At 70.5% G+C, this 26,253-nt stretch carries 20 protein-coding genes and 2 tRNA genes; 9 read left to right on the plus strand and 13 right to left on the minus strand.

What is annotated here, in order from left to right; genetic code table 11:
• Nucleotides 1-10 precede the first annotated feature (10 nt).
• The 5 genes from lon to ACOZ90_RS12920 all read left to right on the plus strand — a co-directional run bounded on the left by lon (nucleotide 11) and on the right by ACOZ90_RS12920 (nucleotide 5,264).
• Nucleotides 11-2,491 (plus strand): endopeptidase La, encoded by a 2,481-nt coding sequence (gene lon, locus ACOZ90_RS12900; protein ID WP_422894048.1) that lies wholly within the window; start codon nucleotides 11-13, stop codon nucleotides 2,489-2,491.
• 191 nt (nucleotides 2,492-2,682) lie between these two features.
• Nucleotides 2,683-2,958 carry an HU family DNA-binding protein gene (locus ACOZ90_RS12905; protein ID WP_422894049.1) on the plus strand — a complete coding sequence of 92 codons (276 nt, stop codon included), beginning with the start codon at nucleotides 2,683-2,685 and terminating at the stop codon, nucleotides 2,956-2,958.
• Between the two features lie 13 nt (nucleotides 2,959-2,971).
• A tRNA-Val gene (locus ACOZ90_RS12910) sits at nucleotides 2,972-3,046 on the plus strand.
• 25 nt (nucleotides 3,047-3,071) lie between these two features.
• Nucleotides 3,072-3,148: transfer RNA gene (locus tag ACOZ90_RS12915), tRNA-Asp, on the plus strand.
• Between the two features lie 100 nt (nucleotides 3,149-3,248).
• Nucleotides 3,249-5,264, plus strand: coding sequence for a peptidyl-prolyl cis-trans isomerase (locus tag ACOZ90_RS12920; RefSeq protein ID WP_422894050.1), 2,016 nt, complete (start codon nucleotides 3,249-3,251; stop codon nucleotides 5,262-5,264).
• Between the two features lie 57 nt (nucleotides 5,265-5,321).
• On the opposite strand, the gene ACOZ90_RS12925 is transcribed toward ACOZ90_RS12920, so the two are convergent.
• From ACOZ90_RS12925 to gloB, 3 genes are read right to left on the minus strand one after another with little or no spacing between them, the layout of a single operon-like run.
• Nucleotides 5,322-6,125: an enoyl-ACP reductase FabI gene (locus ACOZ90_RS12925; RefSeq protein ID WP_422894051.1), complete on the minus strand. Its 804-nt coding sequence runs from the start codon at nucleotides 6,123-6,125 to the stop codon at nucleotides 5,322-5,324.
• Between the two features lie 29 nt (nucleotides 6,126-6,154).
• Complete coding sequence (locus tag ACOZ90_RS12930; protein WP_422894052.1) at nucleotides 6,155-7,411, minus strand: lytic transglycosylase domain-containing protein; 1,257 nt, start codon at nucleotides 7,409-7,411, stop codon at nucleotides 6,155-6,157.
• Complete coding sequence (gene gloB, locus ACOZ90_RS12935; protein WP_422894053.1) at nucleotides 7,408-8,175, minus strand: hydroxyacylglutathione hydrolase; 768 nt, start codon at nucleotides 8,173-8,175, stop codon at nucleotides 7,408-7,410. Before gloB ends, ACOZ90_RS12930 begins: the two co-directional genes overlap by 4 nt.
• Before the next feature lie 33 nt (nucleotides 8,176-8,208).
• On the opposite strand from gloB, the gene ACOZ90_RS12940 reads away from it, so the two are divergent.
• Genes ACOZ90_RS12940 through dnaQ form a run of 3 tightly spaced genes read left to right on the plus strand, consistent with a single transcriptional unit; the run spans nucleotide 8,209 to nucleotide 10,065 of the window.
• A complete protein-coding gene (locus ACOZ90_RS12940) occupies nucleotides 8,209-8,865 on the plus strand; it encodes a hypothetical protein (RefSeq protein WP_422894054.1) in 657 nt (218 codons plus the stop codon).
• A complete protein-coding gene (gene rnhA / locus ACOZ90_RS12945) occupies nucleotides 8,862-9,329 on the plus strand; it encodes a ribonuclease HI (protein WP_422894055.1) in 468 nt (155 codons plus the stop codon). Before ACOZ90_RS12940 ends, rnhA begins: the two co-directional genes overlap by 4 nt.
• 4 nt (nucleotides 9,330-9,333) lie before the next feature.
• Nucleotides 9,334-10,065 carry a DNA polymerase III subunit epsilon gene (dnaQ, locus tag ACOZ90_RS12950; RefSeq protein WP_422894056.1) on the plus strand — a complete coding sequence of 244 codons (732 nt, stop codon included), beginning with the start codon at nucleotides 9,334-9,336 and terminating at the stop codon, nucleotides 10,063-10,065.
• Nucleotides 10,066-10,083: 18 nt separating this feature from the next.
• Here the strand turns inward: dnaQ and ACOZ90_RS12955 are convergent, their stop codons facing one another.
• The 3 genes from ACOZ90_RS12955 to ACOZ90_RS12965 all read right to left on the minus strand — a co-directional run bounded on the left by ACOZ90_RS12955 (nucleotide 10,084) and on the right by ACOZ90_RS12965 (nucleotide 13,474).
• Nucleotides 10,084-10,788 carry a PP2C family protein-serine/threonine phosphatase gene (locus ACOZ90_RS12955; protein WP_422894057.1) on the minus strand — a complete coding sequence of 235 codons (705 nt, stop codon included), beginning with the start codon at nucleotides 10,786-10,788 and terminating at the stop codon, nucleotides 10,084-10,086.
• Between the two features lie 393 nt (nucleotides 10,789-11,181).
• Nucleotides 11,182-12,495 carry a tRNA lysidine(34) synthetase TilS gene (gene tilS / locus ACOZ90_RS12960; RefSeq protein ID WP_422894058.1) on the minus strand — a complete coding sequence of 438 codons (1,314 nt, stop codon included), beginning with the start codon at nucleotides 12,493-12,495 and terminating at the stop codon, nucleotides 11,182-11,184.
• A 19-nt stretch (nucleotides 12,496-12,514) separates the two neighbouring features.
• On the minus strand, nucleotides 12,515-13,474 hold the full coding sequence (locus tag ACOZ90_RS12965) for an acetyl-CoA carboxylase carboxyltransferase subunit alpha (protein WP_422894059.1): 960 nt from the start codon (nucleotides 13,472-13,474) through the stop codon (nucleotides 12,515-12,517).
• A gap of 167 nt (nucleotides 13,475-13,641) precedes the next feature.
• Between ACOZ90_RS12965 and coaE the strand changes: the two genes are divergently transcribed.
• Nucleotides 13,642-15,981 carry a dephospho-CoA kinase gene (gene coaE, locus ACOZ90_RS12970; RefSeq protein WP_422894060.1) on the plus strand — a complete coding sequence of 780 codons (2,340 nt, stop codon included), beginning with the start codon at nucleotides 13,642-13,644 and terminating at the stop codon, nucleotides 15,979-15,981.
• Nucleotides 15,982-16,012: 31 nt separating this feature from the next.
• Here the strand turns inward: coaE and dnaE are convergent, their stop codons facing one another.
• The 7 genes from dnaE to bamA are packed head-to-tail and all read right to left on the minus strand — an operon-like array spanning nucleotide 16,013 to nucleotide 26,230.
• The gene (dnaE, locus tag ACOZ90_RS12975; RefSeq protein ID WP_422894061.1) at nucleotides 16,013-19,624 is read right to left on the minus strand and encodes a DNA polymerase III subunit alpha; all 3,612 of its coding nucleotides are present in this window, start codon (nucleotides 19,622-19,624) and stop codon (nucleotides 16,013-16,015) included.
• 27 nt (nucleotides 19,625-19,651) lie between these two features.
• Complete coding sequence (locus tag ACOZ90_RS12980) at nucleotides 19,652-20,239, minus strand: ribonuclease HII (protein WP_422894062.1); 588 nt, start codon at nucleotides 20,237-20,239, stop codon at nucleotides 19,652-19,654.
• On the minus strand, nucleotides 20,236-21,405 hold the full coding sequence (gene lpxB / locus ACOZ90_RS12985; RefSeq protein WP_422894063.1) for a lipid-A-disaccharide synthase: 1,170 nt from the start codon (nucleotides 21,403-21,405) through the stop codon (nucleotides 20,236-20,238). The genes ACOZ90_RS12980 and lpxB overlap by 4 nt, the downstream gene beginning before the upstream one ends.
• Nucleotides 21,402-22,190 carry an acyl-ACP--UDP-N-acetylglucosamine O-acyltransferase gene (lpxA, locus tag ACOZ90_RS12990; RefSeq protein ID WP_422894064.1) on the minus strand — a complete coding sequence of 263 codons (789 nt, stop codon included), beginning with the start codon at nucleotides 22,188-22,190 and terminating at the stop codon, nucleotides 21,402-21,404. Before lpxA ends, lpxB begins: the two co-directional genes overlap by 4 nt.
• Nucleotide 22,191: 1 nt before the next feature.
• Nucleotides 22,192-22,650 carry a 3-hydroxyacyl-ACP dehydratase FabZ gene (gene fabZ, locus ACOZ90_RS12995; RefSeq protein WP_422894065.1) on the minus strand — a complete coding sequence of 153 codons (459 nt, stop codon included), beginning with the start codon at nucleotides 22,648-22,650 and terminating at the stop codon, nucleotides 22,192-22,194.
• Nucleotides 22,647-23,666: a UDP-3-O-(3-hydroxymyristoyl)glucosamine N-acyltransferase gene (gene lpxD / locus ACOZ90_RS13000; RefSeq protein WP_422894066.1), complete on the minus strand. Its 1,020-nt coding sequence runs from the start codon at nucleotides 23,664-23,666 to the stop codon at nucleotides 22,647-22,649. Before lpxD ends, fabZ begins: the two co-directional genes overlap by 4 nt.
• A gap of 29 nt (nucleotides 23,667-23,695) precedes the next feature.
• Nucleotides 23,696-26,230, minus strand: a complete 2,535-nt coding sequence (gene bamA / locus ACOZ90_RS13005) for an outer membrane protein assembly factor BamA (RefSeq protein WP_422894067.1) — start codon at nucleotides 26,228-26,230, stop codon at nucleotides 23,696-23,698.
• Nucleotides 26,231-26,253 lie beyond the last annotated feature (23 nt).

Consider the following 26,253-nt stretch of genomic DNA (forward strand, 5'->3'; position numbering starts at 1 on the left):
CGGAGCCTTGATGACCACTCCCAACACCGAAATCCTCGACCTGCCGGTGCTGCCGCTGCGCGACGTCGTGGTGTTCCCGCACATGGTGATCCCGCTGTTCGTCGGCCGGGACAAGTCGATCCGCGCGCTGGACCAGGCGATGGAGGGCGGCAAGCGGATCCTGCTGGTGGCGCAGAAGTCGGCCGAGACCGATGACCCCGGCGCCGGCGACCTGTACGAAACCGGCACGCTTGCCCAGATCCTGCAGCTGCTCAAGCTCCCCGACGGCACCATCAAGGTGCTGGTGGAGGGCGTGGAGCGCGCCGCCGTCACCGGCATCGCCGAGCGCGACGGCGCCCTGGTGGGCCAGGGCCGGGTGATCGAGTCGGTCGAGGGCCGCGAGGAGCGCGAGATCGAGGCCGTGGCGCGTTCGCTGATGAGCCTGTTCGAGCAGTACGTGAAGACCAGCCGCAAGCTGCCGCCGGAGCTGCTGCAGACCCTGGCCGGCATCGACGAGCCCAGCCGCCTGGCCGACACCATCGCCGCGCACCTGGGCGTGCGCCTGGCGGACAAGCAGAAGCTGCTGGAGACGGTGGATACCGGTGAGCGGCTGGAGGCCCTGGTGGGCCTGGTCGACGGCGAGATCGACGTGCAGCAGATGGAGAAGCGCATCCGCGGCCGCGTGAAGTCGCAGATGGAGAAGTCGCAGCGCGAGTACTACCTCAACGAGCAGATGAAGGCGATCCAGAAGGAACTGGGCGACATGGACGACGCGCCCAACGACATGGAGGAGATCGCGCGCAAGATCGCCGAGGCCGGCATGCCCAAGGAGGTCGAGGCCAAGGCGAAGAACGAGTTCAACAAGCTCAAGCAGATGTCGCCGATGTCGGCCGAGGCCGCGGTGGTGCGCAACTACCTGGAGTGGCTGCTGGGGGTGCCGTGGAGCAAGCGCAGCCGCGTGCGCCGCGACCTCGCCGTCGCCGAGGAGGTGCTGGACGCCGACCACTACGGGCTGGAGAAGGTCAAGGAACGGATCCTGGAATACCTGGCCGTGCAGACCCGCGTGCGCAACATGAAGGGCGCGATCCTGTGCCTGGTCGGCCCGCCGGGCGTGGGCAAGACCTCGCTCGGCCAGTCGATCGCCAAGGCCACCAACCGCAAGTTCGTGCGCATGTCGCTGGGCGGCGTTCGCGACGAGGCCGAGATCCGCGGCCACCGCCGCACCTACGTCGGCTCGATGCCGGGCCGGATCGTGCAGAACCTCAACAAGGCCGGCACGAAGAACCCGCTGTTCGTGCTCGACGAGATCGACAAGATGTCGATGGACTTCCGCGGCGACCCGTCCTCGGCATTGCTGGAAGTGCTCGATCCGGAGCAGAACGATGCCTTCAACGACCACTACCTTGAGGTCGACCTGGATCTGAGCGAGGTGATGTTCATCGCCACCGCGAACTCGCTCAACATCCCCGGCCCGCTGCTGGATCGCATGGAGGTCATCCGCATCCCCGGCTACACCGAGGACGAGAAGATCAACATCGCCATGCGCTACCTGGTGCCCAAGCAGTTCAAGGCCAACGGGCTGAAGGACGACGAGCTGAAGATCGCCGAGGGCGCGATCCGCGACATCGTGCGCTACTACACGCGCGAGTCCGGCGTGCGCAACCTGGAGCGCGAGATCGCCAAGATCTGCCGCAAGGTGGTGAAGGAGCTCGCCCTGTCGGGGCCGGCGCCGGTGAAGAAGGGTGCCAAGGCAGCAAAGACCGCCAAGGCTACAAAGGCCACCAAGGCTACAAAGACCAGGGCGGTGAGCGTCACTTCGCGCAATCTCGACAAGTACCTGGGCGTGCGCCGCCACGACTTTGGCCGCGCCGAACAGGACAACGAGATCGGCATGGTCACCGGCCTGGCCTGGACGGAGGTCGGCGGCGACCTGCTGCAGATCGAGGCCACCCACATGCCGGGCAAGGGCAACCTGATCCTGACCGGCCAGCTGGGCGACGTGATGAAGGAGTCGGCGTCGGCAGCGCACTCGATCGTGCGCGCCCGGGGCGGCCAGATCGGCCTGGACATGGACTGGCTGCAGAAGCGCGACATCCACGTGCACGTGCCCGACGGCGCCACCCCCAAGGACGGCCCCAGCGCCGGCATCGCCATGACCACCGCGCTGGTGTCCATGCTCAGCCGGATCCCGGTACGCTCGGACGTGGCCATGACCGGCGAGATCACCCTGCGCGGCAAGGTCACCGAGATCGGCGGCCTGAAGGAGAAGCTGCTGGCCGCGCTGCGCGGTGGCATCAGCACCGTGATCATCCCCGAGGACAACCGCAAGGATCTGGCCGACATTCCCGGCAACGTGACCGAGGGACTCAAGATCATCCCGGTCAAGTGGATCGAGGAAGTGCTGGACGTGGCGCTTGAGCACCCGCTGCCCGAACGCTCGGCCGAAGAGGTCGAAGAGGTGATCGGCAAGGGTGGGGGAACCGGCGACCGGGCCGCTGCCAACAAGCATTGACGAACATGGCGGCGCCGTGGCAGGCAGGCGAAAAATGGCGCGGTTGTGCGATTTTTCGGTTGCGTCCCGGCGCCGCCCGCTGGTATAACTTGAGCCATTCGCGGCGCCCCGAGAGGGCTTGCCGCTCCGCGTCGACCGGCTCGCCGTTCGACACCAAACGCGACCGGGGTCGCACAGGAGTAAAAAAGAACATGACGAAGAAGAGTGACATCATCGAAGCCGTGGCCGGCAAGGCCGGTCTGTCCCGCGCCGACGCGACCAGCGCCGTGGATGCCGTTTTCGACACCATCAGCGGTTCGCTCGGCCGTGGCGACAGCGTCGCGATCGCCGGCTTCGGCACCTTCGAAGTGCGCGAGCGCGCTGCCCGCACCGGCCGCAATCCGCGCACCGGCGAAGAGATCCAGATCCCGGCCGCAAAAAATCCTGCGTTCAAGGCTGGCAAAGCACTGAAGGACGCTGTAAACTAAGCGGCTCGCATACGGGTGCTTAGCTCAGCGGTAGAGCGTCGCCCTTACAAGGCGAGGGTCGGGGGTTCGAAACCCTCAGCACCCACCACGCCAAGGTTTCAAGGTTCAAGTGCGGAGCGGTAGTTCAGTTGGTTAGAATGCTGGCCTGTCACGCCGGAGGTCGCGGGTTCGAGTCCCGTCCGCTCCGCCACTAGACAAGAAGACCCCCGCCTCGGCGGGGGTTTTTCTTTTGCGCCCTCGGCAGGAAGTGCGCGCCGCCTTCGGCCGCTGGCCGGGCCAATCCGGTTAGAATGGCCGGCTACGTCCACGGCCAGTCCAACACGATGCTGCAAGCACTCCGAGAAAAGATGACCGGCTGGATCGCGATCGGCATCGTGATCCTGCTGGCGATCCCGTTCGCCTTCTTCGGGATGGAACAGTACCTGTTCCAGGGCGGCGCCAACTATGCCGCCAGGGTGGAGGCCCCGCCGTCGTGGTGGCGCGGCGCCCCCGATCTGTGGCCGGTGCGCAAGCTGGTCTGGAAGACCGAGACGATCTCGGTCGAGGATTTCCGCGGCGCGTTCGAACAGGAACGGCAGCAGACCCGCATCCAGATGGGCGATGACTACGATCCGCGCGCGTTCGAAGCGATCGAGAACCGGCGCCGCGTGCTCGAAGGCCTGGTTGACCAGGCCGTGCTGCGGCTGGCGGCGGGCAATCGCGGCATCGCGGTGGGCGATGCCGAGGTTGCCGGGCAGATCCAGCAGTTCCCGGCGTTCCAGGTGGACGGGCAGTTCAACCTGGAGCGCTACCAGCTGGCGCTGCAGACCCAGGTGCCGCCGCAGTCGCCGCGCCAGTTCGAAGCGGCCATCCGCGAGAGCCTGGAGCAGTCGCTGATCCCGGTGCAGGTCGCCGAGTCGGCGTTCGTGACGCCGTCCCAGCTCGACCGGGTGATGGTGCTGCTGGGCGAGCGCCGCGACGTGCAGTTCGTGATGATGCCGGCGCCCGGGCCCGACGAAGGCGAGGTCGGCGAAGACGAGATCAAGGCCTGGTACGACGCCAACCAGGCCGACTTCCGCGCCCCGGAGACGGTGTCCATCGAGTACCTGGAGATGGACGACTCGATGGTGGAAGTGGACGACATGCCGACCGAAGAGGAGCTGCGCGCGCACTACGCCAGCGAGCGCGCCCGCTTCGGCGGTGACGAGCAGCGCCTGGCTTCGCACATCCTGATCGAGGTGCCGGCCGACGCGGGCGCGGCTGCCGCGCAGGAGGCCCGGGCCCGCGCCGCCGACGTGGCCCGGCAGGCCCAGGCCGAGGGCGCGGACTTCGCCGAGCTCGCGCGCGAGCATTCCGACGACTTCGGCTCCGCCGACGCCGGCGGCGACCTGGACTGGGTCGAGCCGGGGACGATGGTGCCCGAGTTCGAGCAGGCGCTGTTCGCGATGCAGCCGGGCGAGGTGAGCGACCCGGTCAGGACGGACTTCGGCTGGCACGTGCTGCAGCTGCGCGAGGTGCGCGGTGGCGAGGACGCGGTGCCGTTCGAGGACGTGCGTGAGGAGCTTGCGCGCGAGCTGTCCGGAAGCACCCGCGAGCGTGCCTACAGCGAGCTGGTCGGGCAGGTGGTGGATCAGGCCTACCGTGATCCGAACTCGCTCGAGCCTGCGGCTGCGGTGGGTGATTTCGAAGTCAGGAGCGCGGGGCCGTTCGCGCGCGGTGAGGGCGAGGGCGTGATCGCGCATCCGGCGCTGCAGCGCGCCGCGTTCACCGAGAGCCTGATCGAGGATCGCACCGTCAGCGATCCGATCGAGGTGGGCACCAACCACAGCGTGCTGATCCGGGTGACCGACCACACGCCCGAGCAGGCCCGCCCGCTGGAGCAGGTGCGTGACGAGGTCATTGCCGCGATCCGTGCCGACCGCAGCGCCCGTCGCCTGGCGGCCGAAGCGGAGGCCATCGTCGAGCGGATCGGAGAGGGCGCGTCGCTGTCGGAAATCGCCGAGGCCGAAGGGCTGGCGGTGCAGGACGTGCCGGGCGTGCCGCGCGGCGCGCCGATCCCCCATCCGGCGGCCGCGGAGGCCTACTTCGCCGCCGACGTCCCGGAAGAGGGGAGCGCCAGCGCGGGCCAGGTCCAGCTGGAAGACGGCAGCATCGTGGTGTTCGCCGTCACCGCGGTGAACCCGGGTGACCCGTCCGATGCCAGCGAGCAGGAGCGCGGGATGCTGCGCCAGCAGCTGACCGTGCTGGCCAGCAACGACTCGGCCGAAACCGTGCTGCGCGCCCTGCGCGAGCGGATGAAGGTCACCGTGATCGAATCCCAGCTCTGATCCCGGTGCACGGCGCGCCCCGCAGGGAGCGCGCCGCATGCGCGAAGCCGCGCGCTGTTACGACTGCGCGGGCTCTTCGATGCCGGTCATGCTGACGATGTTGTAGCCGCCGTCGACGTAGGTCACCTCGCCGGTGACGCCCGAGGCCAGGTCCGAGCACAGGAACGCGGCCACGTTGCCTACGTCCTCGATGCTCACCGTGCGCCGCAGCGGCGCCTCGGACTCCACGTGGCCCAGGATCTTGCGGAAGCCGCCGATGCCCGAAGCCGCCAGGGTCTTGATCGGGCCGGCCGAGATCGCGTTTACGCGGATGCCTTCCGGGCCCAGGTTGTAGGCCAGGTAGCGCATGGTGGCTTCCAGGCTGGCCTTGGCCACGCCCATCACGTTGTAGCTGGGCAGGGTGCGCACCGCGCCCAGGTAGGACAGCGTGAGGACCGCGCCGTTGCGACCCTGCATCAGCGGCCGCGCGCCCTTGGCCAGCGCCGCCAGCGAGTAGGCGGAGATGTCCTGGGCGATGGCGAACGACTCGCGCGACAGCCCGTCCAGGAACTGGCCGGCGATGGCCTCGCGCGGGGCGAAGGCGATGGCGTGGATGAGGATGTCGAAGCCGTCCGGCCAGTGCTTGCCCACGTCGGCGAACAGCGCGTCGATCTGCGCGTCGTCGGTCACGTCCAGGGCGAACGACGGCCCGCCGCCCAGCCGCGAGGCGACGTCCTCGACCCGCGACTTGAGCTTTTCATTCTGGTAGGTGAAGGCCAGTTCGGCACCTTCGCGGTGCATGGCCTCGGCGATGCCGTTGGCGATCGAGCGCTGACTGGCGATGCCCGTGATCAGGGCGCGCTTGCCTTTCAGGAAACCCATGTGTGTCCGTCTCTTGGTTGAGCAACGGCCTAGTTTGCCACGGGCGGCGCGTCACCGGGCTCGGCGGGGTCGATCTGCAGCAGCATGCCGGGCTGCAGCACGCTGCCGGCGTCCAGGCCGTTGCGCAGCAGCAGCTCGGCGGTGCCGATTCCGTAGCGACGGGCGATCCGCCAGATCGAGTCGCCGCGGGTGACGGCGTGGGTGCGGGGTTCTGCACCGGCTTCGCTTTCGGCAACCAGGTCGCTCGCATCCGCCAGGAACACGGGCGCCTGCACCTCGTCGGCCTTCCCGGGCCGGGTGGCATGCTGCAGGAAGGCCGCCAGCGCGTCGCGAGGGCGCGCGGGCACCATCACCTCCACGCCCCGGTCGCCGCGGCCCACGCGGCCTTCGGCGAAAGCCGGATTGAAGTGCCGCACCAGTGCCGGGTCATGGCCGTTGCGGCTGGCCCAGCGATCCAGCTGGCGGGTGCCGGCCGGCAGCGGGGTGCTGGTCAGCACCGGCACCGGCCGGTCGATCGCGTCCAGCCACTGCGGATCCTCGCCGGCCTCCACCAGCAGGCACGACAGCGCCTGCAGCTTGCGCACGTAGGCGCGGGTGATGCCGGGCACGGCGAGCTTCTCCGGCTCGGCGTCCATGGCCCGCTGGCCGGCGTTGCGCAGCGCGCCGAAGATCCGGTATTCGCCGGCGTTGTAGCCCATCACCGCCAGCCGCCAGTCGCCGGCGAACATGCCGTGCAGGGTGCGCAGGTAGCGCACCGCGGCGGTCGTGGATTCCACCGGCGACAGCCGGCCGTCATAGCCGGGCCGGATCGTGACCTCGTGGTTGCGCGCGGTGACGGCGATGAACTGCCACAGCCCGGCCGGGCCGGAGGGACTGCGGGCGTTGGGGCGGTAGCCGCTTTCCACGAACGGGATCAGCGCGTACTCGGAGGGCAGGTGGTATTCACGCAGCGCCTCGACCACGTAGCCGAACAGCGGCAGCAGCCGCTCGGGCCGGTTGGCCAGCTCGCCCGGGACGTGGGCGAAGTGCTGCCGCCAGCGCTCGCTTGCATCCACCGCGCACTCCTGATCCGACAGCCCGCTGCGGAACTCGGCATAGATCTCGCGCCCGCTGCGGGTGACCGGCTGCAGGGCCCGGGTGGTCTGGCCGGCACCGCCGGCGATGGCCGGCAGCTGCGTCGCCTGCAGCGCCGTGGCCGGGGTGGCCGCGGCTGCCGTCGCCAGGCAGGCAGCAGCCAGCACGGCGGCCAGCAACGCCCCGCGGACGCTCGCAAGACCGGCCCTCATGCGGTGAAGCCGTCCTTCCAGGCGCGCAGCGCCGCGAACAGGGCCGTCCGGTCGTCGGCCCGGCCGCCCTCGACCCGATCGCGCAGCGCGTCGCGCACCTGCGCAACGTCGACCCGCAGGAACGGATTGCAGGCCAGTTCGCTTTCCAGGGTGGACGGCACGGTGGGTTGGCCCTGCGCCAGCATGCGTTCAACCTCCTCACTGCGTTCGCGCAGCGCCCGGTTCGCCGGCTCGACGGCCAGGGCGAAGGCGGCGTTGCCGCGCGTGTATTCGTGTCCGCAGCACACCAGAGTTTCGGGCGGCAATCCCGCCAGCCGATCCAGGGACTCCAGCATCTGCAACGGCGTACCCTCGAACAGCCGCCCGCAACCCAGGCTGAACAAGGCGTCGCCGCTGAACAGCGCGCCGTGGCCGTGGAAGGCGACGTGGCTGCGCGTGTGGCCCGGCACGTCGATCACCTCGAACCGCCAGGGGCCGGTTTCCACCACGTCCCCGCCGCGCACGCGCACGGTGGCGGTGCGGATGCGCTCATCGTGCGGTGCGTAGACCGGCAGTCCCGGCCAGCGCTCGAGCAGGGCCGGCACGCCGCCGACATGGTCATCGTGGTGGTGGGTGAGCAGGATCGCCGCCGGCACCCTGCCATCGGACGCCGCGGCCAGCACCGGCCCGGCTTCGCCGGGATCGACCACCAGCAACCGCCCGCCGTCGCCGGGGAGAGTCCAGATGTAGTTGTCGGACAGCGCCGCCAGGGGCGTGGGCTGCATCGGCCGGCTCCCCGAACCCAGTAGAATGGAACCATGCCCGCGCTCTCCCCGAACGGTCAACCCGCGTCCGCCCGAAACTGGTTTGCTTCCGAGGCCGGCCAGGCCCTGCTCCGGAGTGAATTCCCGCTGATCCAGCGCGCCCTGCGCGACCGCCCGGCGCCGCCGTGGGCGTGGTTTGCGCCGTGCAAGGTCGAGGCTGAAGACTGCGGCCGCGGCGCCTGCCTGGTGGCGGGCGAGGGCGGCTGGGAAGGCTCCCTGCGCTGCGGGCTGCCGCTGCCCTTCGCCACCGGATCGCTGGCCACCGTGGTGCTGCAGCACGCGCCCGCGGTGGCCGGCCCGCTGGACGCGCTGCTGGACGAGTGCGCGCGGGTGCTGATCGATGGCGGCCGGCTGTACCTGCTGGCGCTCAACCCGCTCTCGCCCTATCGGATGCGCTGGCGCGGCAGCGGCCTGGCGGCGAGCGAGCCGCTGGTCTGGCGCCGGCGCCTGCGTCGCGTGGGCCTGGAGCCCGACCCGGTTTCGCAGGGAGTCGGCCCCGTCTGGAAGCCCCGGGCCCGCGAGGAGCTGCGCAGCGGCCCGGGCCTGGCCGCCGCGTACGTCCTGGGCGCCGAGAAGCGGGTGGTTCCGCTGACCCCGGCCGCGGGCAAGGCCCGGCGCATCCGCCTGCAGCACGGGCTGAGCGCCGGATGAGCGCGCGCAAGCAGGTTCGGATCCACACCGACGGCGCCTGCCTGGGCAATCCCGGGCCGGGCGGCTGGGCGGCGCTGCTGCGCTACGGCCAGCGCGAGCGCGAGCTGGCGGGCGGCGAGGCGCAGACCACCAACAACCGCATGGAGCTGATGGCCGCCATCCGCGCGCTGGAAGTGCTGACCGAGCCGTGCGAAGTCGTGCTGCACACCGACTCGCAGTACGTGCGCAAGGGCATCACCGAATGGATGCCCAACTGGCTGCGCCGCAACTGGCGCACCGCCGCCGGCGCTGCGGTGAAGAACCAGGATCTGTGGCAGCGCCTGCACGCCGCGGCGCAGCGCCACGAGGTGGACTGGCGCTGGGTCAAGGGCCATTCCGGCGATCCCGACAACGAGCGGGTCGACGACCTCGCCCGCAACGAGGCCGAGCGCATCAAGGCCGCCCCGGCCGATGCGATAGGCTAGCGGCATGCGACAGATCGTCCTGGATACCGAAACCACCGGCCTGGAATGGAAGAAGGGCAACCGGGTGGTCGAGATCGGCTGCGTGGAGCTGGTCGAGCGCCGTCCCACCGGCCGCACCTACCACTGCTACCTCAATCCGAAGCGCGAGTTCGAGGCGGGGGCGCAGGAGGTTACCGGCCTGACCCTGGAGTTCCTGGCCGACAAGCCGCTGTTCGAAGACGTGGTGGACGAGTTCCTGGCCTTCGTGGAGGGCGCGGAGCTGGTGATCCACAACGCCGCGTTCGACATCGGCTTCCTGGATTCCGAGCTGGACAGGCTGGGCACCGGCCGCGGCCGCATGACCGACCACGCCTCGGTGCTGGACTCGCTGGACCTGGCCCGCCAGCGCTATCCGGGCCAGCGCAACTCACTGGACGCGCTGTGCCGCAGGCTGGGCGTGGACAACGCCCACCGCCAGCTGCACGGCGCGCTGCTGGACGCCCAGCTGCTGGCCGAGGTGTACCTGGCGCTGACCGCGGGGCAGGGCGAGATCGGCTTCGACGCGCTCGAGCCGGCCGCCGCCGCGGCCACGCCCCTCGCATCCGCGCCGCCGGCCGGCCCGCGCCCGCGGGTGGTGGCCACGGACGAGGAGATGGCCCTGCACGCCGCGCGCGTGGAGGCGATCAGCGCCCGCGCCGGCCGCAACCTGTGGCAGGTGGCGGCCGAAGCGCCGCAGCGCGAGGTCGAGCCGGCCTGACCAGGCGGGCCGCGCCGCTCAGGCGCGGCGCACCAGCACCACGGTCACGTTGTCCGAGCCGCCGTTGTCCAGCGCCGCGGCGACCAGCCCGTCCACGCATTCCTGCGCGCTGCATTCGGTATGGGCCAGCACCCGGGCGATGCTGTCGTCGTCCACTTCCTCGGTCAGTCCGTCGCTGCACAGCAGCAGCTGCATGCCGGGCAGCAGCTCGCCGGTCATCGTCTCCACGTTCAGCGCCTTGGGGTCGGTGATGCCCAGCGCCTGGGTGACCACGTTGCGGTGCGGGTGGTTGCGCGCCTGGTCGACGCTGATGGTGCCCTGGCTGATGAGTTCCTGGACATAGCTGTGATCCTGGGACAGCTGGGTCAGGCGGCCGCCGTGCCACAGGTACACCCGGCTGTCGCCGACCCAGGCCACTTCGAAGCGGTCGTTGCCCACCCGCGCGGCCACCACCGTGGTGCCCATCGGCAGGGTGTCGTGGCGCTGGCGCGAGGCGCGGATGATTTCCTCGTCGGCGATCCGGATCGCCTGCTCCAGCGGCGTGCCCTGGCGGGTTTCGCGCACGATGGTCTCGCGCGCCAGGGCGCTGGCGACCTCGCCGTATTCGTGGCCGCCCATGCCGTCGGCCACCAGCCACAGGCCCAGGTCGCTGTCGCCGTAGTAGGTGTCCTCGTTGAGATCCCGGCGCAGCCCGACGTGAGTCAGGTGTCCGAACTCGATCATCCGGATGCCGTGATCCGATACGGGCGCGCGTTCAATGGCAGGTGGGGCGGTGGTGCGGACTTCGGCCGCGGAATCTTGTGCGTCTGCGTCAACCACTGGCAACCCGGATCCTGCGGAGGGTACGGATAAGTTATCAGAGTGGCGCTCAAACGGTTGTCGCGGGTGTGGCGGGGGCGGATGCCGCTTGTTCATTCGGGACGGCCGGTTGCTCGAACAGGGAAGGTGCGACCGCGCGGTGCTCCGGGCTGGAGAGAACCCGGTGCACCGGCGGCAATCCGGCCGATCCTGGCCATGCACGCGGTGGGGGACTGCGCGTGCGGCTTTTCGGTTGCAGCCTTCCGGCGTGGAAGGCCCGGGGCGTTCTCTGGGCCCCTTGTCTGGTACATACGTAAATCAGGCGGCGGCCGGACACCGCCAGCGCAGCCTGAGCCCGCGCCCGGCCAGGTGGCGCTCGAACCCGTCCGCCAGCACCATGTCGCCGGCGGCCAGCACGCTGCCATCGGCTGCGCACAGCAGCGGCAGGCGCTCGCGCACCCACGGCGGCACGTCCATTTCCTGCAGCAGGTTCCTGAGCGCGTGCGAATGGCTGCGCCCGGGCAGGGTGATGCGCTCGCCGCCCTGGCGGGCGCGAATCGTGAGCGGGAAGGGCTTTCCGGGGGGCGCGGCGGCGGCCGGCAGGCCCTCAAGTTCCAGGATGTCGCCGGTGGGCAGCAGCAGCGGCGCGCAGCCGTCCCACTGCGCCTGGTAGGCCGGCGGCAGCGCGGGCGAAGCATGCGATGCGTGCAGCAGGTCGCGCCAGCGCCGCACGACGGCGCCGGCCCAGGCGAATTCCGGGATCCTGTCTCCGGCGGGGCCGAGCAGTCCGGCCTCGATGCGCGCCACGCCCTCGCCGGGCAGCGGCGGCAGGCCGAGGCGTTCCAGCCAGAGCCGCAGCACCCGTGCGCGGCGTTCGCGGGGGAGCTGCAGCAGGCGAGCGACGTCGAGCACCTGCGGCTGGGTGGTGGACGCGCCGGCCAGTGCCGCCGCGTCCCCGTCGGCCAGCAGGCTGGCGGCTTCGGCGGCCAGCCCGGCGCTGCGCGCAAGCATCGCGCCGGCGTGCGGCCAGCGCTGGCGCAGCAGCGGCATCACGTGCAGGCGCAGGTGGTTGCGGTCGTGGTCGCCTGCCGTGTTGGCCGGGTCTTCCACCCAGTCCAGGCCGGTGCCGCGGGCGTATGCGAGCAGCGCATCGCGTGGCTGTTCCAGCAGCGGCCGCCACAGCCAGCCGCGCCCCAGCGGGCGCCAGGCCGGCATCGCGCGCAGGCCGTCCACGCCGGAGCCGCGCAGGGCCCGCAGCAGGAAGGTCTCGGCCTGGTCGTCGCGGTGGTGGGCGAGGGCGAGGAGTTCGCCGGCGCCAAGCACCTGGTCGAACGCGCGGTAGCGGGCCTGCCGGGCCGCGGCCTCCAGGCCCAGGCCGGTATCGCGGTCGACGTCCACGCGCGCCACCTGCAGCGGCACGGTGAGTGCGTCGCAGCGGCGCTGGCAGTGCGCGGCCCAGTCGTCGGCCTGCGCGGCCAGCCCGTGGTGGACGTGGACGGCGCGCAGCCCGCGGTCGCGCACTTCGACGTCGGCGGCCAGCAGGTGCAGCAGCACGGTTGAGTCCAGGCCGCCGCTGAAGCCCACCAGCACCGGCCCCGGGGCCGGCGGCTGCGGCAGGGTCGGCGGCGTCATCATCGCACCGGCCGCGGCCTCAGCCGGCTTCGTAGGCGCCGTAGCTGCGCAGGCGCTGGTAGCGCTGTTCCACCAGCGCCGGTGTCGGCATGGATTCGAGCTGGTCGAGCTGGTTGAGCAGCACCGCCTTGAGCCGGACTGCGGTCTGGCCGGGGTTGCGGTGGGCGCCGCCGATGGGTTCGCGCACCAGCTTGTCGACCAGGCCCAGCCCGTGCAGGCGGCTGGCGGTCAGGCCCAGCTGTTCGGCGGCATCGCGCTTCTTGTCCGCGTCCTTCCACAGGATCGAAGCGCAGCCTTCCGGCGAGATCACCGAATAGGTGCTGTATTCGAGCATGAGCGTGCGGTCACCCACGCCGATCGCCAGCGCGCCGCCGGAGCCGCCTTCGCCGATCACCGTGCACAGGATCGGGATCTTCAGCTCGGCCATCTCCATCAGGTTGCGGGCGATCGCTTCCGACTGCCCGCGCTCCTCCGCGCCGATGCCCGGGTAGGCGCCGGGGGTATCGATGAAGGTCAGCAGCGGCAGGCCGAAGCGCTCGGCCATCTTCATCAGCCGCAGCGCCTTGCGGTAGCCCTCCGGCCGCGGCATGCCGAAGTTGCGGCGCACCTTGGACTTGGTGTCGCGGCCCTTCTCGTGGCCGATGATCATCACCGCGCGCCCGTCGATGCGGCCCAGCCCGCCGATGATCGCCGGATCGTCCGCATAGGCGCGGTCGCCGGCGAGCTCCTCGAACTCCTCGCACATCACCCGGATGTAGTCGCTGGTGTACGGGCGCGCCGGATGCCGCGCCAGCTGCGACACCTGCCACGGTGTCAGGTCGCGGAAGATCTGGGCCGTGCGCCGGCGCAGCTTGTCCTGCAGCGTGCGCAGCTCGGCGTCGATGTTGACCGCCGGCCCGGTGCTGGCCTGGCGCAGATCCTGGATCTTCGCCTCAAGGTCGGCGATGGGCTGTTCGAAATCGAGGTAGTTCGGATTCATCGGATACGGGGGCCGAAAACGATCCGCACAGTCTATCCGACCACCCGCCGCGGCACCGTACCGCGGCGTTTGTCGCGCGCTGGCGCGAACGGTGCGCAGGGGCCGGGTACGGCGCCATCACGCGGGCATGACACCATATGCAGGGTCTCAGAACCGATGGGGGCTTCATGCTGACCCGGTTGCACGACCTGCTCGGCCTTCGAACCGGCCCGGTGACGTTCTTCGTCTCCATGGCGATCATCCTGGCATTCTCCGTGGCCATGGCGCTCTTTCCGGGGCCTGTCCAGGCCGCATTCGGCGTGGTGGCGCGCTACCTGCGCTACGAACTGGGCTGGCTGTACACCCTGGGGACGACCGCGCTGGTGATCTTCGCCTTCGGGCTGGCGGCCAGCCGCTACGGACGGGTGAAGCTCGGTGACGACGATGCCGAGCCGGAGTTTTCGGGGGTGGCGTGGTTCGGCATGCTGTTCGCGGCGGGCGTGGGCGCGGTGCTGATGTTCTGGGGCGTGGCCGAGCCGGTGAACCACTATGCCAACCCGCCGCTCTACGGAACCGGGCCGGGCACCGACCTGGCGGCCATGCAGGCCCTGGCCATCGCCAACTTCCATTTCGGCATCCACATGTGGGCGCTGCTGGTGATCCCGGGGCTGTGCTTCGGCTACTTCACCTACAAGCGCCGGCTGCCGCCGCGCGTGTCTTCGGCGCTGCAGCCGCTGCTCGGAGAGCGCATCCACGGCCCCTGGGGCCGGGCGGTGGACATCACCTGCGTGGTGGCGACCGTGTTCGGACTGGCCGTGTCGGTCGGGCTGGGCGCGATGCAGATCAACTCCGGCATGAACTACGTCATGGGCGTGCCCATGAACGGCTCGCTGCAGGCCGGCATCATCGCCGTGATCACCGCCCTCGCGCTGGCCTCGGCGCTGGCGGGCCTGGACCAGGGCATCAAGCGGCTGTCCTACCTGAACATCGTCCTGACGGTCGCACTGATGGTGTTCGTGCTCATGTGGGGCGCCAGCATGGACACGATCCGCGGCATCGTGGAGTCGGCGGGGGCCTATGTGTCGCATCTGCCGGTGCTGTCGTTCTTCAACGACTCCTTTGGCGGCGGCAGGTGGTCGGGGGACTGGACGGTCTTCTACTACGCGTGGACGGTCACCTGGTCGCCCTTCGTCGGCCTGTTCATCGCCCGCATCTCGCGTGGCCGGTCGATCCGGGCCTTCGTCACCGCCTCCATCGGCCTGCCGACGGCCTTCGTCGTCATCTGGATGGGCACCTTCGGCTTCAGCGCCTTCCGCATCGACCGGGCGGCGGAGACGGCCGGCAGCCTGACCGAAACCATCGTGACCAACGGAAACGTGGAGGCCGCGCTGTTCCAGTTCCTCCAGTCCTTTCCGCTCTACGGGTTCACGGCGGTGCTGGCGCTGATCGTGATCACCATTTTCTTCGTCACATCGCTCGACTCGGGCGCACTGGTGCTCGACAACCTGGCGTCCGGGCACGAGGACGTGGGGCCCAGGCGGCAGCGCGTGCTCTGGGGGCTGTCGGTGGGGCTGGTCTGCGCGGTGATCCTGGTGACCTCGGGCGAGCACGGGCTCGCGGCCCTGCAGGAGGTCATCATCGTCGTTGGAGCCCCGGTGATGCTGATGGTGGTGGGGCTGTGCCTGCTGCTGCTGCAGGCGCTGCGGGAGGACGCGGGAACGGCCAGGCCGATGCGCACGCGGCAGTGGAAGCAGGTGCTGCCGGTGGAAGAATACCGGCGGCGGGCGCGCGAGGATGAGCACGACATGGCCGAGTACGTGATCCGGCCCGAATACGAGCCCGGAACCGAGCCCGAATACGACACCCATCCGCCGGCCATCCGGCGCAATGGCGACGACCGCGGGGCCCTGCTGACCATCGGGTTGACCGGCGGCATCGGCTCGGGGCGGACGCTTGCGGCCGAGGATTTCCGCGAACTCGGGGCGGTGGTGATCAGCGCCGATGAGCTGGTCCGCCGGGTGGTCATGCCCGGCACCGGGGCGCTCCGGGAAATCAGGGAGCTGTTCGGCGAGGAAGTGATTGGCGAAAACGGTGAGCTGATCCGCTCCGCCCTGGCCGGGCTCGTGTCGGGCAACGACACCGCGCGGCGCAGGCTCAACCGGATCATCCATCCGAGGGTGCGCGCCGAGATCGCGCGCCGTGCCGCACAGGCCGGCCCGGACGCGGTGGTCGTGGCCGACGTGCCGCTGCTGGCCGAGACCGACGCGCCGCGGGCCGGGCTCGACCTGGTCCTGGTGGTGGAGGCGCCCATCGAGGTGCGGATCGACCGGCTGATGAACGTGCGCGGCATGTCCAGGCAGGAGGCGTGGGAACGGGTGGATGCCCAGGCCACGGACCCCGAGCGCCGGGAAATCGCCGACGAGGTCATCGTCAACGATTCCGGGCGCGAGGCGCTGGCCGGGGCGGTGCGCGGGTTCTGGAACGAGCGGGTGCAGCCGGTGCTTGAAGGGCATCGGAACGGGTCGTGAGGGCGGCGCCGGTGCGGCTGTCCCGCGTGCGTCAGCTGCCGGCCCAGGGCCTTTCCAGCTGCAGCGCCACCTCGCGCACGGCGGGATCGGCACGCAGCAGGCCGGGCAGGTCGGCGTCCACGCGCACGCCGGACTGGCCGTTGACGTCCACCGCACCGCGGGCGCCGGAGGCCAGCAGCAGTTCGTAGCGCAGCGGCGTGGTGCCCGGCCGGCGGGCTTCGAGCAGCTGTTCAACGCGATCCAGCCCGCCGGGATCCCGCAGATCCAGGCGCAGTCTCATGCCCCGTGCCAGCTCCGGGCAGACCTGCTGGAAATCCCAGCAGCGGCGGGCGCGCAGCGAGAATCCGCCGCTGAACTCGTCCTCGCGCAGGCCGCCCTCGACGATCAGGATCCGGTCGCGGGTCAGCAGCGGTGCGTATTCCTGGAAGGCTTCGGAAAAGAAGGCGCACTCGATGCGGCCGCGGCCGTCTTCGATCTGCACGAACGCCTGCGAGTCGCCGCGCCGGCGCATGGCGGTCACCAGCCCGGCGATCACCACCTTGGCCTCCTGGCGCCAGCCACCGCGGGACTCGCCGGTCGAGGCCGAGGCCCACAGTGCGTCCAGCCGGCCCAGGTCGGTGCCGACCAGCGCTTCCAGATCCTGGCGGTAGGGGTCGATCGGATGGCCGCTGAGGTAGTGGCCCAGGGTGTCGCGTTCGCCGGCCAAGGTCTGTGCCAGCGGCCACGGCGCGGTTTCGGGCAGCTCGATCGCCAGCGCCGGCGCTGCGTCCCCGCCGCCACCGAACAGCGACACCTGGCCCGCGCTGCGCTCGCGCGCCAGCTGCTCGGTGGCCTTCATCGCCTCGGGCAGCTGCAGCATCAGCGAGGCGCGGTTGCTGCCCAGCGCGTCCAGCGCGCCCGACAGCGTGAGTGCCTCCATCGTGCGGCGGTTCATGCGCCCGGCATCGACCCGGTTGCAGAAGTCCAGCAGGCCCTCGAAGGGCCCGCCTTCGGTGCGCTCGGATGAAATCGCCTCGCAGGCACCGCGGCCCACGCCCTTCACCGCGCCCAGGCCGTAGCGGATCGTTCCCCGGTGCGCCTGCGCATCGGCTTCGACAGCGCCATCCATCGCCTCGAACATGAAGCCCGACGCGTTCACGTCCGGCGGCAGCACGGTGAGCCCGATCGTGCGCGCCTCCTCCAGGAAGCCGACCACCTTGTCGGTGTTGTCCATGTCCGACGACAGCACCGCGGCCATGAACTCGGCCGGATAGTGCACCTTCAGCCACGCGGTCTGGTAGGCCACCAGCGCGTAGGCCGCCGAGTGCGACTTGTTGAAGCCGTACTCGGCGAACTGTTCCATCAGGTCGAAGATCGAGGTGGCGACCTTCGGATCGACCCCGTTCTCGGCCGCGCCGGCCTCGAACTTGGCGCGCTCCTTGGCCATCTCCTCGGGCTTCTTCTTGCCCATCGCCCGGCGCAGCAGGTCGGCGCCGCCCAGCGAATAGCCGGCCAGCACCTGGGCGATCTGCATCACCTGTTCCTGGTACACGATCACGCCGTAGGTCGGCGCCAGCACCGCCTCCAGCTTCGGGTGCGGATAGGTGACCTCGGCGTTGCCGTGCTTGCGATCCACCCAGTCCCTGTCCATCCCCGAGTTCAGCGGGCCGGGGCGGAACAGCGCCGCCAGCGCGATGATGTCCTCGAAGGTGTCCGGCTTGGCCCGCTTGAGCAGCTCGCGCATGCCGCGTGATTCGAACTGGAACACTGCCACGGTGTCGCCGCGGGCGAACAGCTCGTAGGTCTTCGGGTCGTCGAGCTCGAGCGCGGAGATATCCAGCGGCTCCTCGCCGGCGGCCTTGCGGCGCCTGTTGATCGCCTTCACCGCCCAGTCGATGATGGTCAGCGTGCGCAGGCCGAGGAAGTCGAACTTCACCAGGCCCACCGCTTCCACGTCATCCTTGTCGAACTGGGTCACCGGGTTGCGCCCGCGGCCCTCGCCGTCGTGTTCGGCGAACAGCGGGCAAAAATCGCTCAGCGGCCTGGGCGCGATCACCACGCCGCCGGCGTGCTTGCCGGCGTTGCGGGTGAGGTTCTCCAGCTGCAGCGCCAGGTCGAGCAGGTCGCGCACGTCCTCCTCGTCGTGGTAGCGCGCGATCAGCTCGTCCGAACGCCAGTTCTCGTCCTTGCGGCCCTTGTCGGTGCGCCCCAGCGCGTCCGACAGCGACACGCCCAGGGTCATCGGCACCAGCTTGGCGATGCCGTCCACCATGCCGTAGGGATAGCCGAGCACGCGGCCGACGTCGCGCACCACCGCCTTGGCGGCCATGGTGCCGTAGGTGATGATCTGGCTGACCCGGTCGCGGCCGTACTTGCGGGCGACGTACTCGATCACCTCGTCGCGCCGGTCCATGCAGAAGTCGATGTCGAAGTCGGGCATCGACACGCGTTCGGGATTCAGGAAGCGCTCGAACAGCAGGTCGTAGGGCAGCGGATCCAGGTCGGTGATGCCCAGCGCCCAGGCGACCAGCGAGCCGGCGCCCGAGCCGCGCCCCGGCCCCACCGGGATGCCCTGTTCCTTGGCCCAGTTGATGAAGTCGGCCACGATCAGGAAGTAGCCGGGGAAGCCCATCTTGATGATGACTTCCAGCTCCACGTCCAGGCGTTCGAAGTAGCTTTCGCGGGTATGGCCTTCGGCCAGCGGCGCGTCTTCCAGCCGCCGCTCCAGGCCGTCGCGCGCCTCGCTGCGGATCCAGCTGTCCAGGGTGTGGTCGTCGGGCACCGGGAACGCCGGCAGGTAGTACTTGCCCAGGCTCAGCTCGAAGTTGCAGCGCTGCGCCAGGGCCACGGTGTTGTCGAGCGCGTCGGGCAGGTCGGCGAACAGCCCGGCCATTTCATCGGCCGACTTCAGGTACTGCTCGGGGCTGTAGTCGCGCGGCCGGCGCGGGTCGTCCAGCACCCGGCCGGTGGCGATGCAGGCGCGGGCCTCGTGGGCGTCGAAGCCCTCGCGCTCCAGGAACCGCACGTCGTTGCTGGCGACGATCGGGATCCCGCGCTCGCTGGCCGCGTGCAGGGCGAAGTCGTTGAACTGGGCCTCGCCGTCGCGGCTGGTGCGGGTCAGCTCCAGGTGCAGGCGGTCGCCGAACGCGCGCTGCCAGTCGCCCAGCCACTGCAGCGCCAGCTCGTGCTTGCCGGCGGCGGCCAGGCGGCCTGCTTCGGTATGCCGGCCGAGCAGGGCGAACAGGTCGCCGGGCTGTTCCAGCAGCCACTCCGGGCGCACTGCCACGCCGTCGGTACGGTGGCCTTCCAGCCAGCCCCGGCTGAGCAGCCGCGACAGGTTGAGGTAGCCCGCGTGGTTGCGGCACAGCAGGGTCACCGGGAAGGCAGGCTCGCTGCCGCTGGCGACCATCACGTCGGCACCGGCCAACGGCTTGACCCCCGCGGCCTCGGCCTTGGCATGGAACTCCACCAACGCAAACAGGTTGTTGCGGTCGGTCACCGCCACCGCCGGCTGGCCCAGCGCAGCGCAGCGATCGACGAGCCCCGGGATGCGGATCGTCGAATCGACCAGCGAGTACTCGCTGTGCAGGTGGAGGTGGACGAAGCGGGCGGACACGGCCCGTGCAGCGTAGGTGCCACGGCGGGCCCGGACAAGGCTTGACATCGGCGCGCCCAGGCGGGCGTGCCGCGCTCAGTCTTCGGCCACCGCCAGCGGCAGGCCCTGCTGCACGGGCCGGAAGCTGCGCCGGTGATGCGGGCAGGGGCCGTGCGCCCGCAGCGCGGCCAGGTGCGCGGGGCTGGGGTAGCCCTTGTGGCGGTCGAAGCCGTACTGCGGGTATTCCAGGTGCAGGGCGCGCATGGCGCGGTCGCGCGAGACCTTGGCCAGGATCGAGGCGGCCATGATGGCCGGCTCCAGCGCGTCGCCGCCGACTACGGCTTCGGCCGGGCAGGGCAGGTCGCGCGGGAGCTGGTTGCCGTCGATGCGCGCCAGCTGGGCAGCGGGCGTGAGCCCGCGCAGGGCGCGGCCCATGCCGGCCAGGGTTGCCTGGAGAATGTTCAGCGTGTCGATCTCGGCACACTCCACGAACTCCACCCGCCACGCCAGCGCCCCGGCCAGGATCCGCGGGTACAGTGCCTCGCGCCTGGCCTCGGTCAGGCGCTTGGAGTCGTCCAGGCCGTCCACGCCATGATCGGGGCGCAGGATGACCGCGGCCACCACCACCGGCCCGGCCAGCGGGCCGCGACCGGCTTCGTCCACGCCGGCCACCAGCAGGCTCACCGGCGCGCCACCAGGGCCTCGACCACGTCCGCCGCGCGCGCGGAGGCGTCGCGGCGCAGATCCATGTGGATTTCGCGAAAGCGCGGCTCCAGCGCCGCCGCCGCCGCGGGGTCGCGCAGCCAGCCCAGCACCGCGGCGGCCAGCTGCTCCGGCGTGCAGTCTTCCTGGATCAGTTCCGGCACCAGCCGCTCGCCGGCCAGCACGTTGGGCAGCGAGTAGCGATCCGTGCGCAGCAGCCCGGTGGCCCGCACCAGCACCTGGGTGCCGCGTGCAACCTTGTAGCCGACCACCATCGGCCGTTTGGCCAGCAGCGCCTCCAGGGTTGCGGTGCCCGACGCCAGCAGCACCACGTCGCTGGCCACCATGGCTTCGCGCGCGCGGCCGTCGAGCACCGTCAGCGCATCGGCCTTGAAGCCGGCGCCGGCGGCCAGCGCGTCGATCGCCTCACGGCAGCCCGGGTTGGCGGCAGGCACCACCACGCGCAGCCCCGGAACCTGGGCCGCCACCTCGCGGGCGGCCTGCAGGAAGGGTTCGCCCAGCCGGCCGATCTCGCCCAGCCGAGAGCCCGGCAGCACCGCCAGCACCGTGCCCTCGCGCGGCAGCCCCAGCTGCTGGCGTGCGGCCCTGCGGTCGGGGTTGAGCGGCATCTCGTCGGCCATCGGATGGCCGACAAAGCGCGCGTCCACGCCGTGGGCGGCGTAGATCTCCGGCTCCATCGGGAACAGGCACAGCACCCGGTCGGCGCTGCGGCCGATGGTGCGCGCGCGCCCGCTGCGCCAGGCCCACACCGAGGGGCTGACGTAATGCACCGTGCGCACGCCGTGGTGCTTGAGCTGGCGCTCCAGGCCGAGGTTGAAATCGGGCGCGTCGATGCCGATGAAGGCGTCCGGCTGCCACTCCAGCAGGCGCCGGCGCAGCTTCGATCGCAGGGCGAGCAGGCGCGGCAGGTGCGAGAGCACCTCGCTCAGCCCCATCACTGCCAGCTCGGAGGCATCGTGCCAGGCGTCCAGCCCGGCCTGGCGCATCGCGGCGCCGCCGACCCCGGCGAACAGCGCGCCGGGGAAACGCCGGGAAAGCTCGCTGACCAGGCCTGCGCCCAGCTGATCCCCGGACGCCTCGCCGGCCACCAGTGCGAAACGGGGCGGACGGGCCGTGGCGGGGCTCATCGGAGCAGGGCGCGCTGGCCGGCGTCGATGAATTCGAGCATCGCGCGCACATCCTCGCTGCTGTCCGCGATCTCGGCCAGGCGCTCGCGCGCCTGCGCCAGGTCGGTGCCGGACATGTACAGGGCGCGGTAGGCGCGCTTGATCGCGGCCGTGCGTTCGCTATCGAAGCCGCGCCGCTTGAGGCCTTCGCTGTTGATGCCGCGCGGGCGGCCGTAGCCGTCCTGGGCGACCATCACGAACGGCGGCACGTCGCCGTTGACGAACGCGCCCATGCCGATGAAGGCGTGCATGCCGATGCGGCAGAACTGGTGGATGCCGGCGAAGCCGCTGAGGATCACGTGGTCGCCGACCTCGACGTGGCCGGCCAGGGTGGCGTTGTTGGAGAACACGCAGTGGTTGCCGACGATGCAGTCGTGGGCGATGTGCGTGTAGGCCAGCAGCCAGTTGTCGTCGCCGATGCGGGTCACCCTGCCGCCGCCGCCGGTGCCGCGGTTGATGGTGGTGAACTCGCGGATGACGTTGCGCTCGCCGATCTCCAGGCGAACCGCTTCGCCGGCGTATTTCTTGTCCTGCGGGTCGCCGCCGATCGCGGCGTGGCCGTGCACCACGTTGTCACGGCCGATGCGGGTCGGGCCGTGGATGCTGGAGTGCGGGCCGATGCGGGTGCCTTCGCCGATCTCGACCCCGGCCCCGATCAGCGTGAACGCGCCGACTTCGACCCCGCTGCCCAGCCGCGCCGACGGGTCGACGACGGCGGTGGGGTGCACCTGGCCGGCCGCGTCCATGTCAGGAGGTGGCCTCCGCGCACAGGATCTCGGCGCTGGCGACCTCCTTGCCGTCCACGCTCGCGGTGCCGGCATACAGGGTCATGTTGCGGATCACGCGGCGGATCTCCACCTCCAGGTCGAGCCGGTCGCCGGGCACCACCATGCTCGAGAACCGGGCCTTGTCGACCTTGACCAGGTAGGAGGTGCGCCCGGGCGTGTACTCGCCGGTGCTCAGGTAGCTGAGCACGCCGCCGGCCTGGGCCAGCGATTCGATCACCAGCACCCCCGGCATCACCGGGCGGCTCGGGAAATGGCCCTGGAAGAAGGGCTCGTTGGCGCTGACGTTCTTGTAGCAGAGCACCCGCTTGCCCGGCTCCAGCTCGAGCACGCGGTCGATCAGCAGGAACGGATAGCGGTGCGGCAGCAGCGCCTTGATCGCGTTGATGTCCATCGGCATCGATGGTGTCGTGTTGCTCATTCCCCTTCCTTTTCCAGGGCGCTGATGCGCCGCGCGAGCGTGTCGAGCTGGCGGATGCGCACCGCGTTGCGGCGCCAGTCGCGCGCCGGCGTCGCCGGGATGCCCGAAGCATACTCGCCCGGCTCGGTGATCGAGTGCGAGACCATGCTCTGGGCCATCACGGTGACGTGGTCGCAGATGTCCAGGTGCCCGGCCGCGCCCGCCTGCCCGGCGAACATGCAGTAGCGGCCGATGCGGGTGCTGCCGGCGATGCCGACGCAGCCGGCCATGGCCGTGTGCGCGCCCACGTGCACGTTGTGGGCGATCTGGATCAGGTTGTCCAGGCGCACGTTGTCCTCGAGCACGGTGTCGTCGATGGCGCCGCGGTCGATGGTGGTGTTGGCGCCGATCTCGCAGTCGTCGCCGATCCGCACCCCGCCCAGCTGCGGCACCTTGATCCACTGGCCGGCGTCCATTGCCAGGCCGAAGCCGTCGGCGCCGATCACCGCACCCGGGTGGATCACGGTGCGCGCGCCGATGCGCACCCGGCGCACCAGGCTGACGCGGGCGACCAGTTCGGTGCCTTCGCCGATCTCGCAGTCCTCGCCGATGGTGCAGCCCGGGCCGATCACCGCGCCGCGCGCGATCTTCGTGCGCGGGCCGACGGTAGCCAGCGGGCCCACGTGCGCGCCCGGATCCACTTCGGCCGCCGGGTCGACCACCGCGCTGGGGTGGATGCCGGGCGCGATGGCCTCGCGGACTTCGAACAGCGCTGCTGCGCGGGCGTAGGCCACGTACGGGTCGGGGGCCAGCAGCACCGTGCCTGCGTGGCCGTCGGCGTCGGCGGGCCTGAGGATCACCACGCCCGCGCGGCTGGTCGCCAGCTGCTCGCGATAGCGCGGGTTGGCCAGGAACGTGAGCTGGTCCGGCCCGGCGGCGGCCAGGCTTGCCACCCCGTCGATGCGCGTGCCGCCGTCGCCACGCAGCTCCAGGCCGAGCCGTTCCGCGATCTGCCCGGCGGTGAAGGTGTTGTCCATGCTTGCTCCCGCGCCCGTGCGACGCGCCGTCAGAACGCGCCGCCGAAGGTGAACTGCAGGCGCTCGACCTCGTCGCCGCGGCGGATCAGGTCGCCCGCGCCGCCGAACACGTCGTCCTTCTTGCGGATCGGGTAGGCATAGCTGATCGAGATCGGTCCCACCGGTGCGCGCCACATCAGCGCGATGCCGGCCGAAGCGCGGAAGTCCTTGGCGTCGAAGGCATCGGCATCGGCAAACACGGTGCCGAAGTCGACGAACGCCGAGATCCGCGCCGCCGGCGAATCGAGCAGGGTCGGGAAGTACATCTCCAGCGAGCCCACCGTCTTCAGTGCACCGCCCAGCGGCTGCAGGTAGTTGCTGCCGGCCACAGACTCGCGCGGGCCCAGGGTGTTGTCGCGGAAACCGCGCACCGAGCGCGCGCCACCGGCGTAGAAGTTCTCGTAGAACGGCAGCCCGCTGGCGGTGACCGTCTTCACGTAGTCATCGGCGTCCGGGGTGCAGGGGTCGCTCGCCGGCGGCGGCTGCGGCCAGGGATTGTCCTCGGTCGGCGGCGGCGGCGGGATGTAGCACAGGTCGCGGGTCACGTCGTCGCCGTAGCTGTCGCCGTAGCCGATCTCGGCACGGGTGTTGAGCACCAGCGCGCGGTTGAGCTGCCAGTACTTGGAGAACTCGTAGTTGAGCTTGAAGTACTCGGCCGTGGAGCCGGGCAGGGTGACTTCCGCCGACACCCGCTGATAGGTGCCGCGGGTGGGCTGCAGAAAGTCGTTGCGGGTATCGCGGGCCCAGCCGATCTCCGAGCGCCAGGCGTGGAAGGTGCGCGAGCCGAAGGCGTCGATGTAGTCGACGATGGTCTGCGGCGTGGCCCCCGGCCAGGCGAAGATCTGGTTGCTGTCGATGCCGAACAGCAGCGAGAAGCTGTCGTGCTCGCTGATCGGCACGCCGAAGTACACCTGTCCGGCGGCGCTGGTGGACGAGTACTGGGCGGTATTGAACTCGGAGTTGTCGAATTCGCGCCACCACAGGTTGTAGCCCATCGACAGCCCGTCGTCGGTGAAATAGGGGTTGTGATAGGAGAACGCGTAGCGCTGCAGGTACAGGTTGCGGCTGGCCTCGATCGAGACCCGGTTGCCGCGGCCCAGGAAGTTGTCCTGCGACAGCTGGATCGACGTGGTCACGCCGGCCAGCTGCGAATAGCCCAGGCCGAACACGAAGCTGCCCGAGGCGGTCTCGGTCAGGTTGAACACCACGTCCACCTGGTCCGGCGTGCCGGGCACCGGCTCGGTCTCCACGCTCACGCTGCCCGATTCGAAGAAGCCCAGCCGCTGCAGGCGCACCCGCGAGCGGTCGATCGCCGCCTGCGAGTACCAGGCGCCTTCGAACTGGCGCATCTCGCGGCGCAGCACCTCGTCAGCGGTGCGGGTATTGCCGCGGAACACCACCCGGCGCACGTTCACCCGCGGGCCGGGGACCACCTGCATGTTGATGCTGACGGTGCGGTCTTCGCGGTTGACCTCGGGGATCGGATTGACCTGGGCGAACGCGTAGCCGATGTTGCTGAGCGTGGCGATAATCGAGTCCGAGCTGAGCTCGAGCAGCGCGCGCGAGAACGTCTGGCCCTCGCGGATGAACAGCCGCGAGCGGATGTCTTCTTCCGGCAGCACGGTGTCGCCGCTGATCTCCACCCCGGACAGGGTGTAGATCTCGCCCTCGGTGATGCCGGCGGTGATGTACATGTCCTGGCGGTCGGGGCTGATCGCGACCTGGATGCTGTCCTCGGTGAAGTCCAGGTGGCCGCGGTCGAGGTAGAAGTTGTGCAGCTTCTCGCGGTCGCCCTCCAGTTTCTCGCGCGAGTACTGGTCGTCGCGGCGGTACCAGCTGAGCCAGTTGCTGGTGGCCGACTCCCAGCCCGCGCGCAGGTCGTCCTCGTCGTAGAGTTCGTTGCCGACGATGTTGATGTGGCGGATCCGCGCGGCATCGCCCTCGTCCACGTTGATGGTGACGTCGACCCGGTTGCGATCCAGGTTGGACACCGTCGGGGTGATCTGGACGCTGTACTTGCCGCGGTTGTTGTACTGCCGGGTCAGCTCCTGGGTGACCCGGTCCAGGGCCAGCCGGTCAAAGGTCTCGCCTTCGGCCAGGCCGATCTCGGCCAGGCCGCCCAGCAGGTCTTCGGTCTTGATGTCCTTGTTGCCGACCAGGGTCAGGCGGTTGATCGCCGGGCGCTCGGTCACGCTCACCACCAGGATGTCGCCCTGGCGGCCCATGCGCACGTCCTCGAAGAAGCCGGTGCGGTACAGGGCGCGGATGCCTTCGCTCACCCGGCCCTGGTCGACGCGGTCGCCGCGCTCGATCGGCAGGTAGGTGAACACGGTGCCGGCGCCGATGCGCTGCAGGCCGTCCACGCGGATGTCGCTGACGGTGAAGGCGTCGGCGGCGGGGGCGCGGGCGGGCGCCTGCGGGGGCGCGACCGGCAGCGGCGCGCCCTGGTTCTGGGCCATCGCCGGGGAGATGAGCGCCGCCGCGAGGGCAAGGGCGAGCAGGTGGCGGCTGGGATATCGCGTCATCTATTGCGTCCGTCTCGGTTCCG

It is taken from the genome of Luteimonas dalianensis (genome assembly GCF_049339425.1).
Classification (GTDB): Bacteria; Pseudomonadota; Gammaproteobacteria; order Xanthomonadales; family Xanthomonadaceae; genus Luteimonas; species Luteimonas dalianensis.

What these genes read in the sequence shown, in the direction of transcription:
- ACOZ90_RS12955 (WP_422894057.1), bottom strand. Translation starts at nt 10,788, where the DNA reads ATGATCGAGTTCGGACACCTGACTCACGTCGGGCTGCGCCGGGATCTC.
- ACOZ90_RS12965 (WP_422894059.1), bottom strand. Translation starts at nt 13,474, where the DNA reads ATGAATCCGAACTACCTCGATTTCGAACAGCCCATCGCCGACCTTGAG.
- lpxA (WP_422894064.1), bottom strand. Translation starts at nt 22,190, where the DNA reads ATGGACGCGGCCGGCCAGGTGCACCCCACCGCCGTCGTCGACCCGTCG.
- ACOZ90_RS12940 (WP_422894054.1), top strand. Translation starts at nt 8,209, where the DNA reads ATGCCCGCGCTCTCCCCGAACGGTCAACCCGCGTCCGCCCGAAACTGG.
- tilS (WP_422894058.1), bottom strand. Translation starts at nt 12,495, where the DNA reads ATGACGCCGCCGACCCTGCCGCAGCCGCCGGCCCCGGGGCCGGTGCTG.
- rnhA (WP_422894055.1), top strand. Translation starts at nt 8,862, where the DNA reads ATGAGCGCGCGCAAGCAGGTTCGGATCCACACCGACGGCGCCTGCCTG.
- bamA (WP_422894067.1), bottom strand. Translation starts at nt 26,230, where the DNA reads ATGACGCGATATCCCAGCCGCCACCTGCTCGCCCTTGCCCTCGCGGCG.
- ACOZ90_RS12905 (WP_422894049.1), top strand. Translation starts at nt 2,683, where the DNA reads ATGACGAAGAAGAGTGACATCATCGAAGCCGTGGCCGGCAAGGCCGGT.
- ACOZ90_RS12930 (WP_422894052.1), bottom strand. Translation starts at nt 7,411, where the DNA reads ATGAGGGCCGGTCTTGCGAGCGTCCGCGGGGCGTTGCTGGCCGCCGTG.
- fabZ (WP_422894065.1), bottom strand. Translation starts at nt 22,650, where the DNA reads ATGAGCAACACGACACCATCGATGCCGATGGACATCAACGCGATCAAG.
- lpxD (WP_422894066.1), bottom strand. Translation starts at nt 23,666, where the DNA reads ATGGACAACACCTTCACCGCCGGGCAGATCGCGGAACGGCTCGGCCTG.
- dnaQ (WP_422894056.1), top strand. Translation starts at nt 9,334, where the DNA reads ATGCGACAGATCGTCCTGGATACCGAAACCACCGGCCTGGAATGGAAG.
- lon (WP_422894048.1), top strand. Translation starts at nt 11, where the DNA reads ATGACCACTCCCAACACCGAAATCCTCGACCTGCCGGTGCTGCCGCTG.
- coaE (WP_422894060.1), top strand. Translation starts at nt 13,642, where the DNA reads ATGCTGACCCGGTTGCACGACCTGCTCGGCCTTCGAACCGGCCCGGTG.
- ACOZ90_RS12925 (WP_422894051.1), bottom strand. Translation starts at nt 6,125, where the DNA reads ATGGGTTTCCTGAAAGGCAAGCGCGCCCTGATCACGGGCATCGCCAGT.
- dnaE (WP_422894061.1), bottom strand. Translation starts at nt 19,624, where the DNA reads ATGTCAAGCCTTGTCCGGGCCCGCCGTGGCACCTACGCTGCACGGGCC.
- gloB (WP_422894053.1), bottom strand. Translation starts at nt 8,175, where the DNA reads ATGCAGCCCACGCCCCTGGCGGCGCTGTCCGACAACTACATCTGGACT.
- lpxB (WP_422894063.1), bottom strand. Translation starts at nt 21,405, where the DNA reads ATGAGCCCCGCCACGGCCCGTCCGCCCCGTTTCGCACTGGTGGCCGGC.
- ACOZ90_RS12920 (WP_422894050.1), top strand. Translation starts at nt 3,249, where the DNA reads ATGGCCGGCTACGTCCACGGCCAGTCCAACACGATGCTGCAAGCACTC.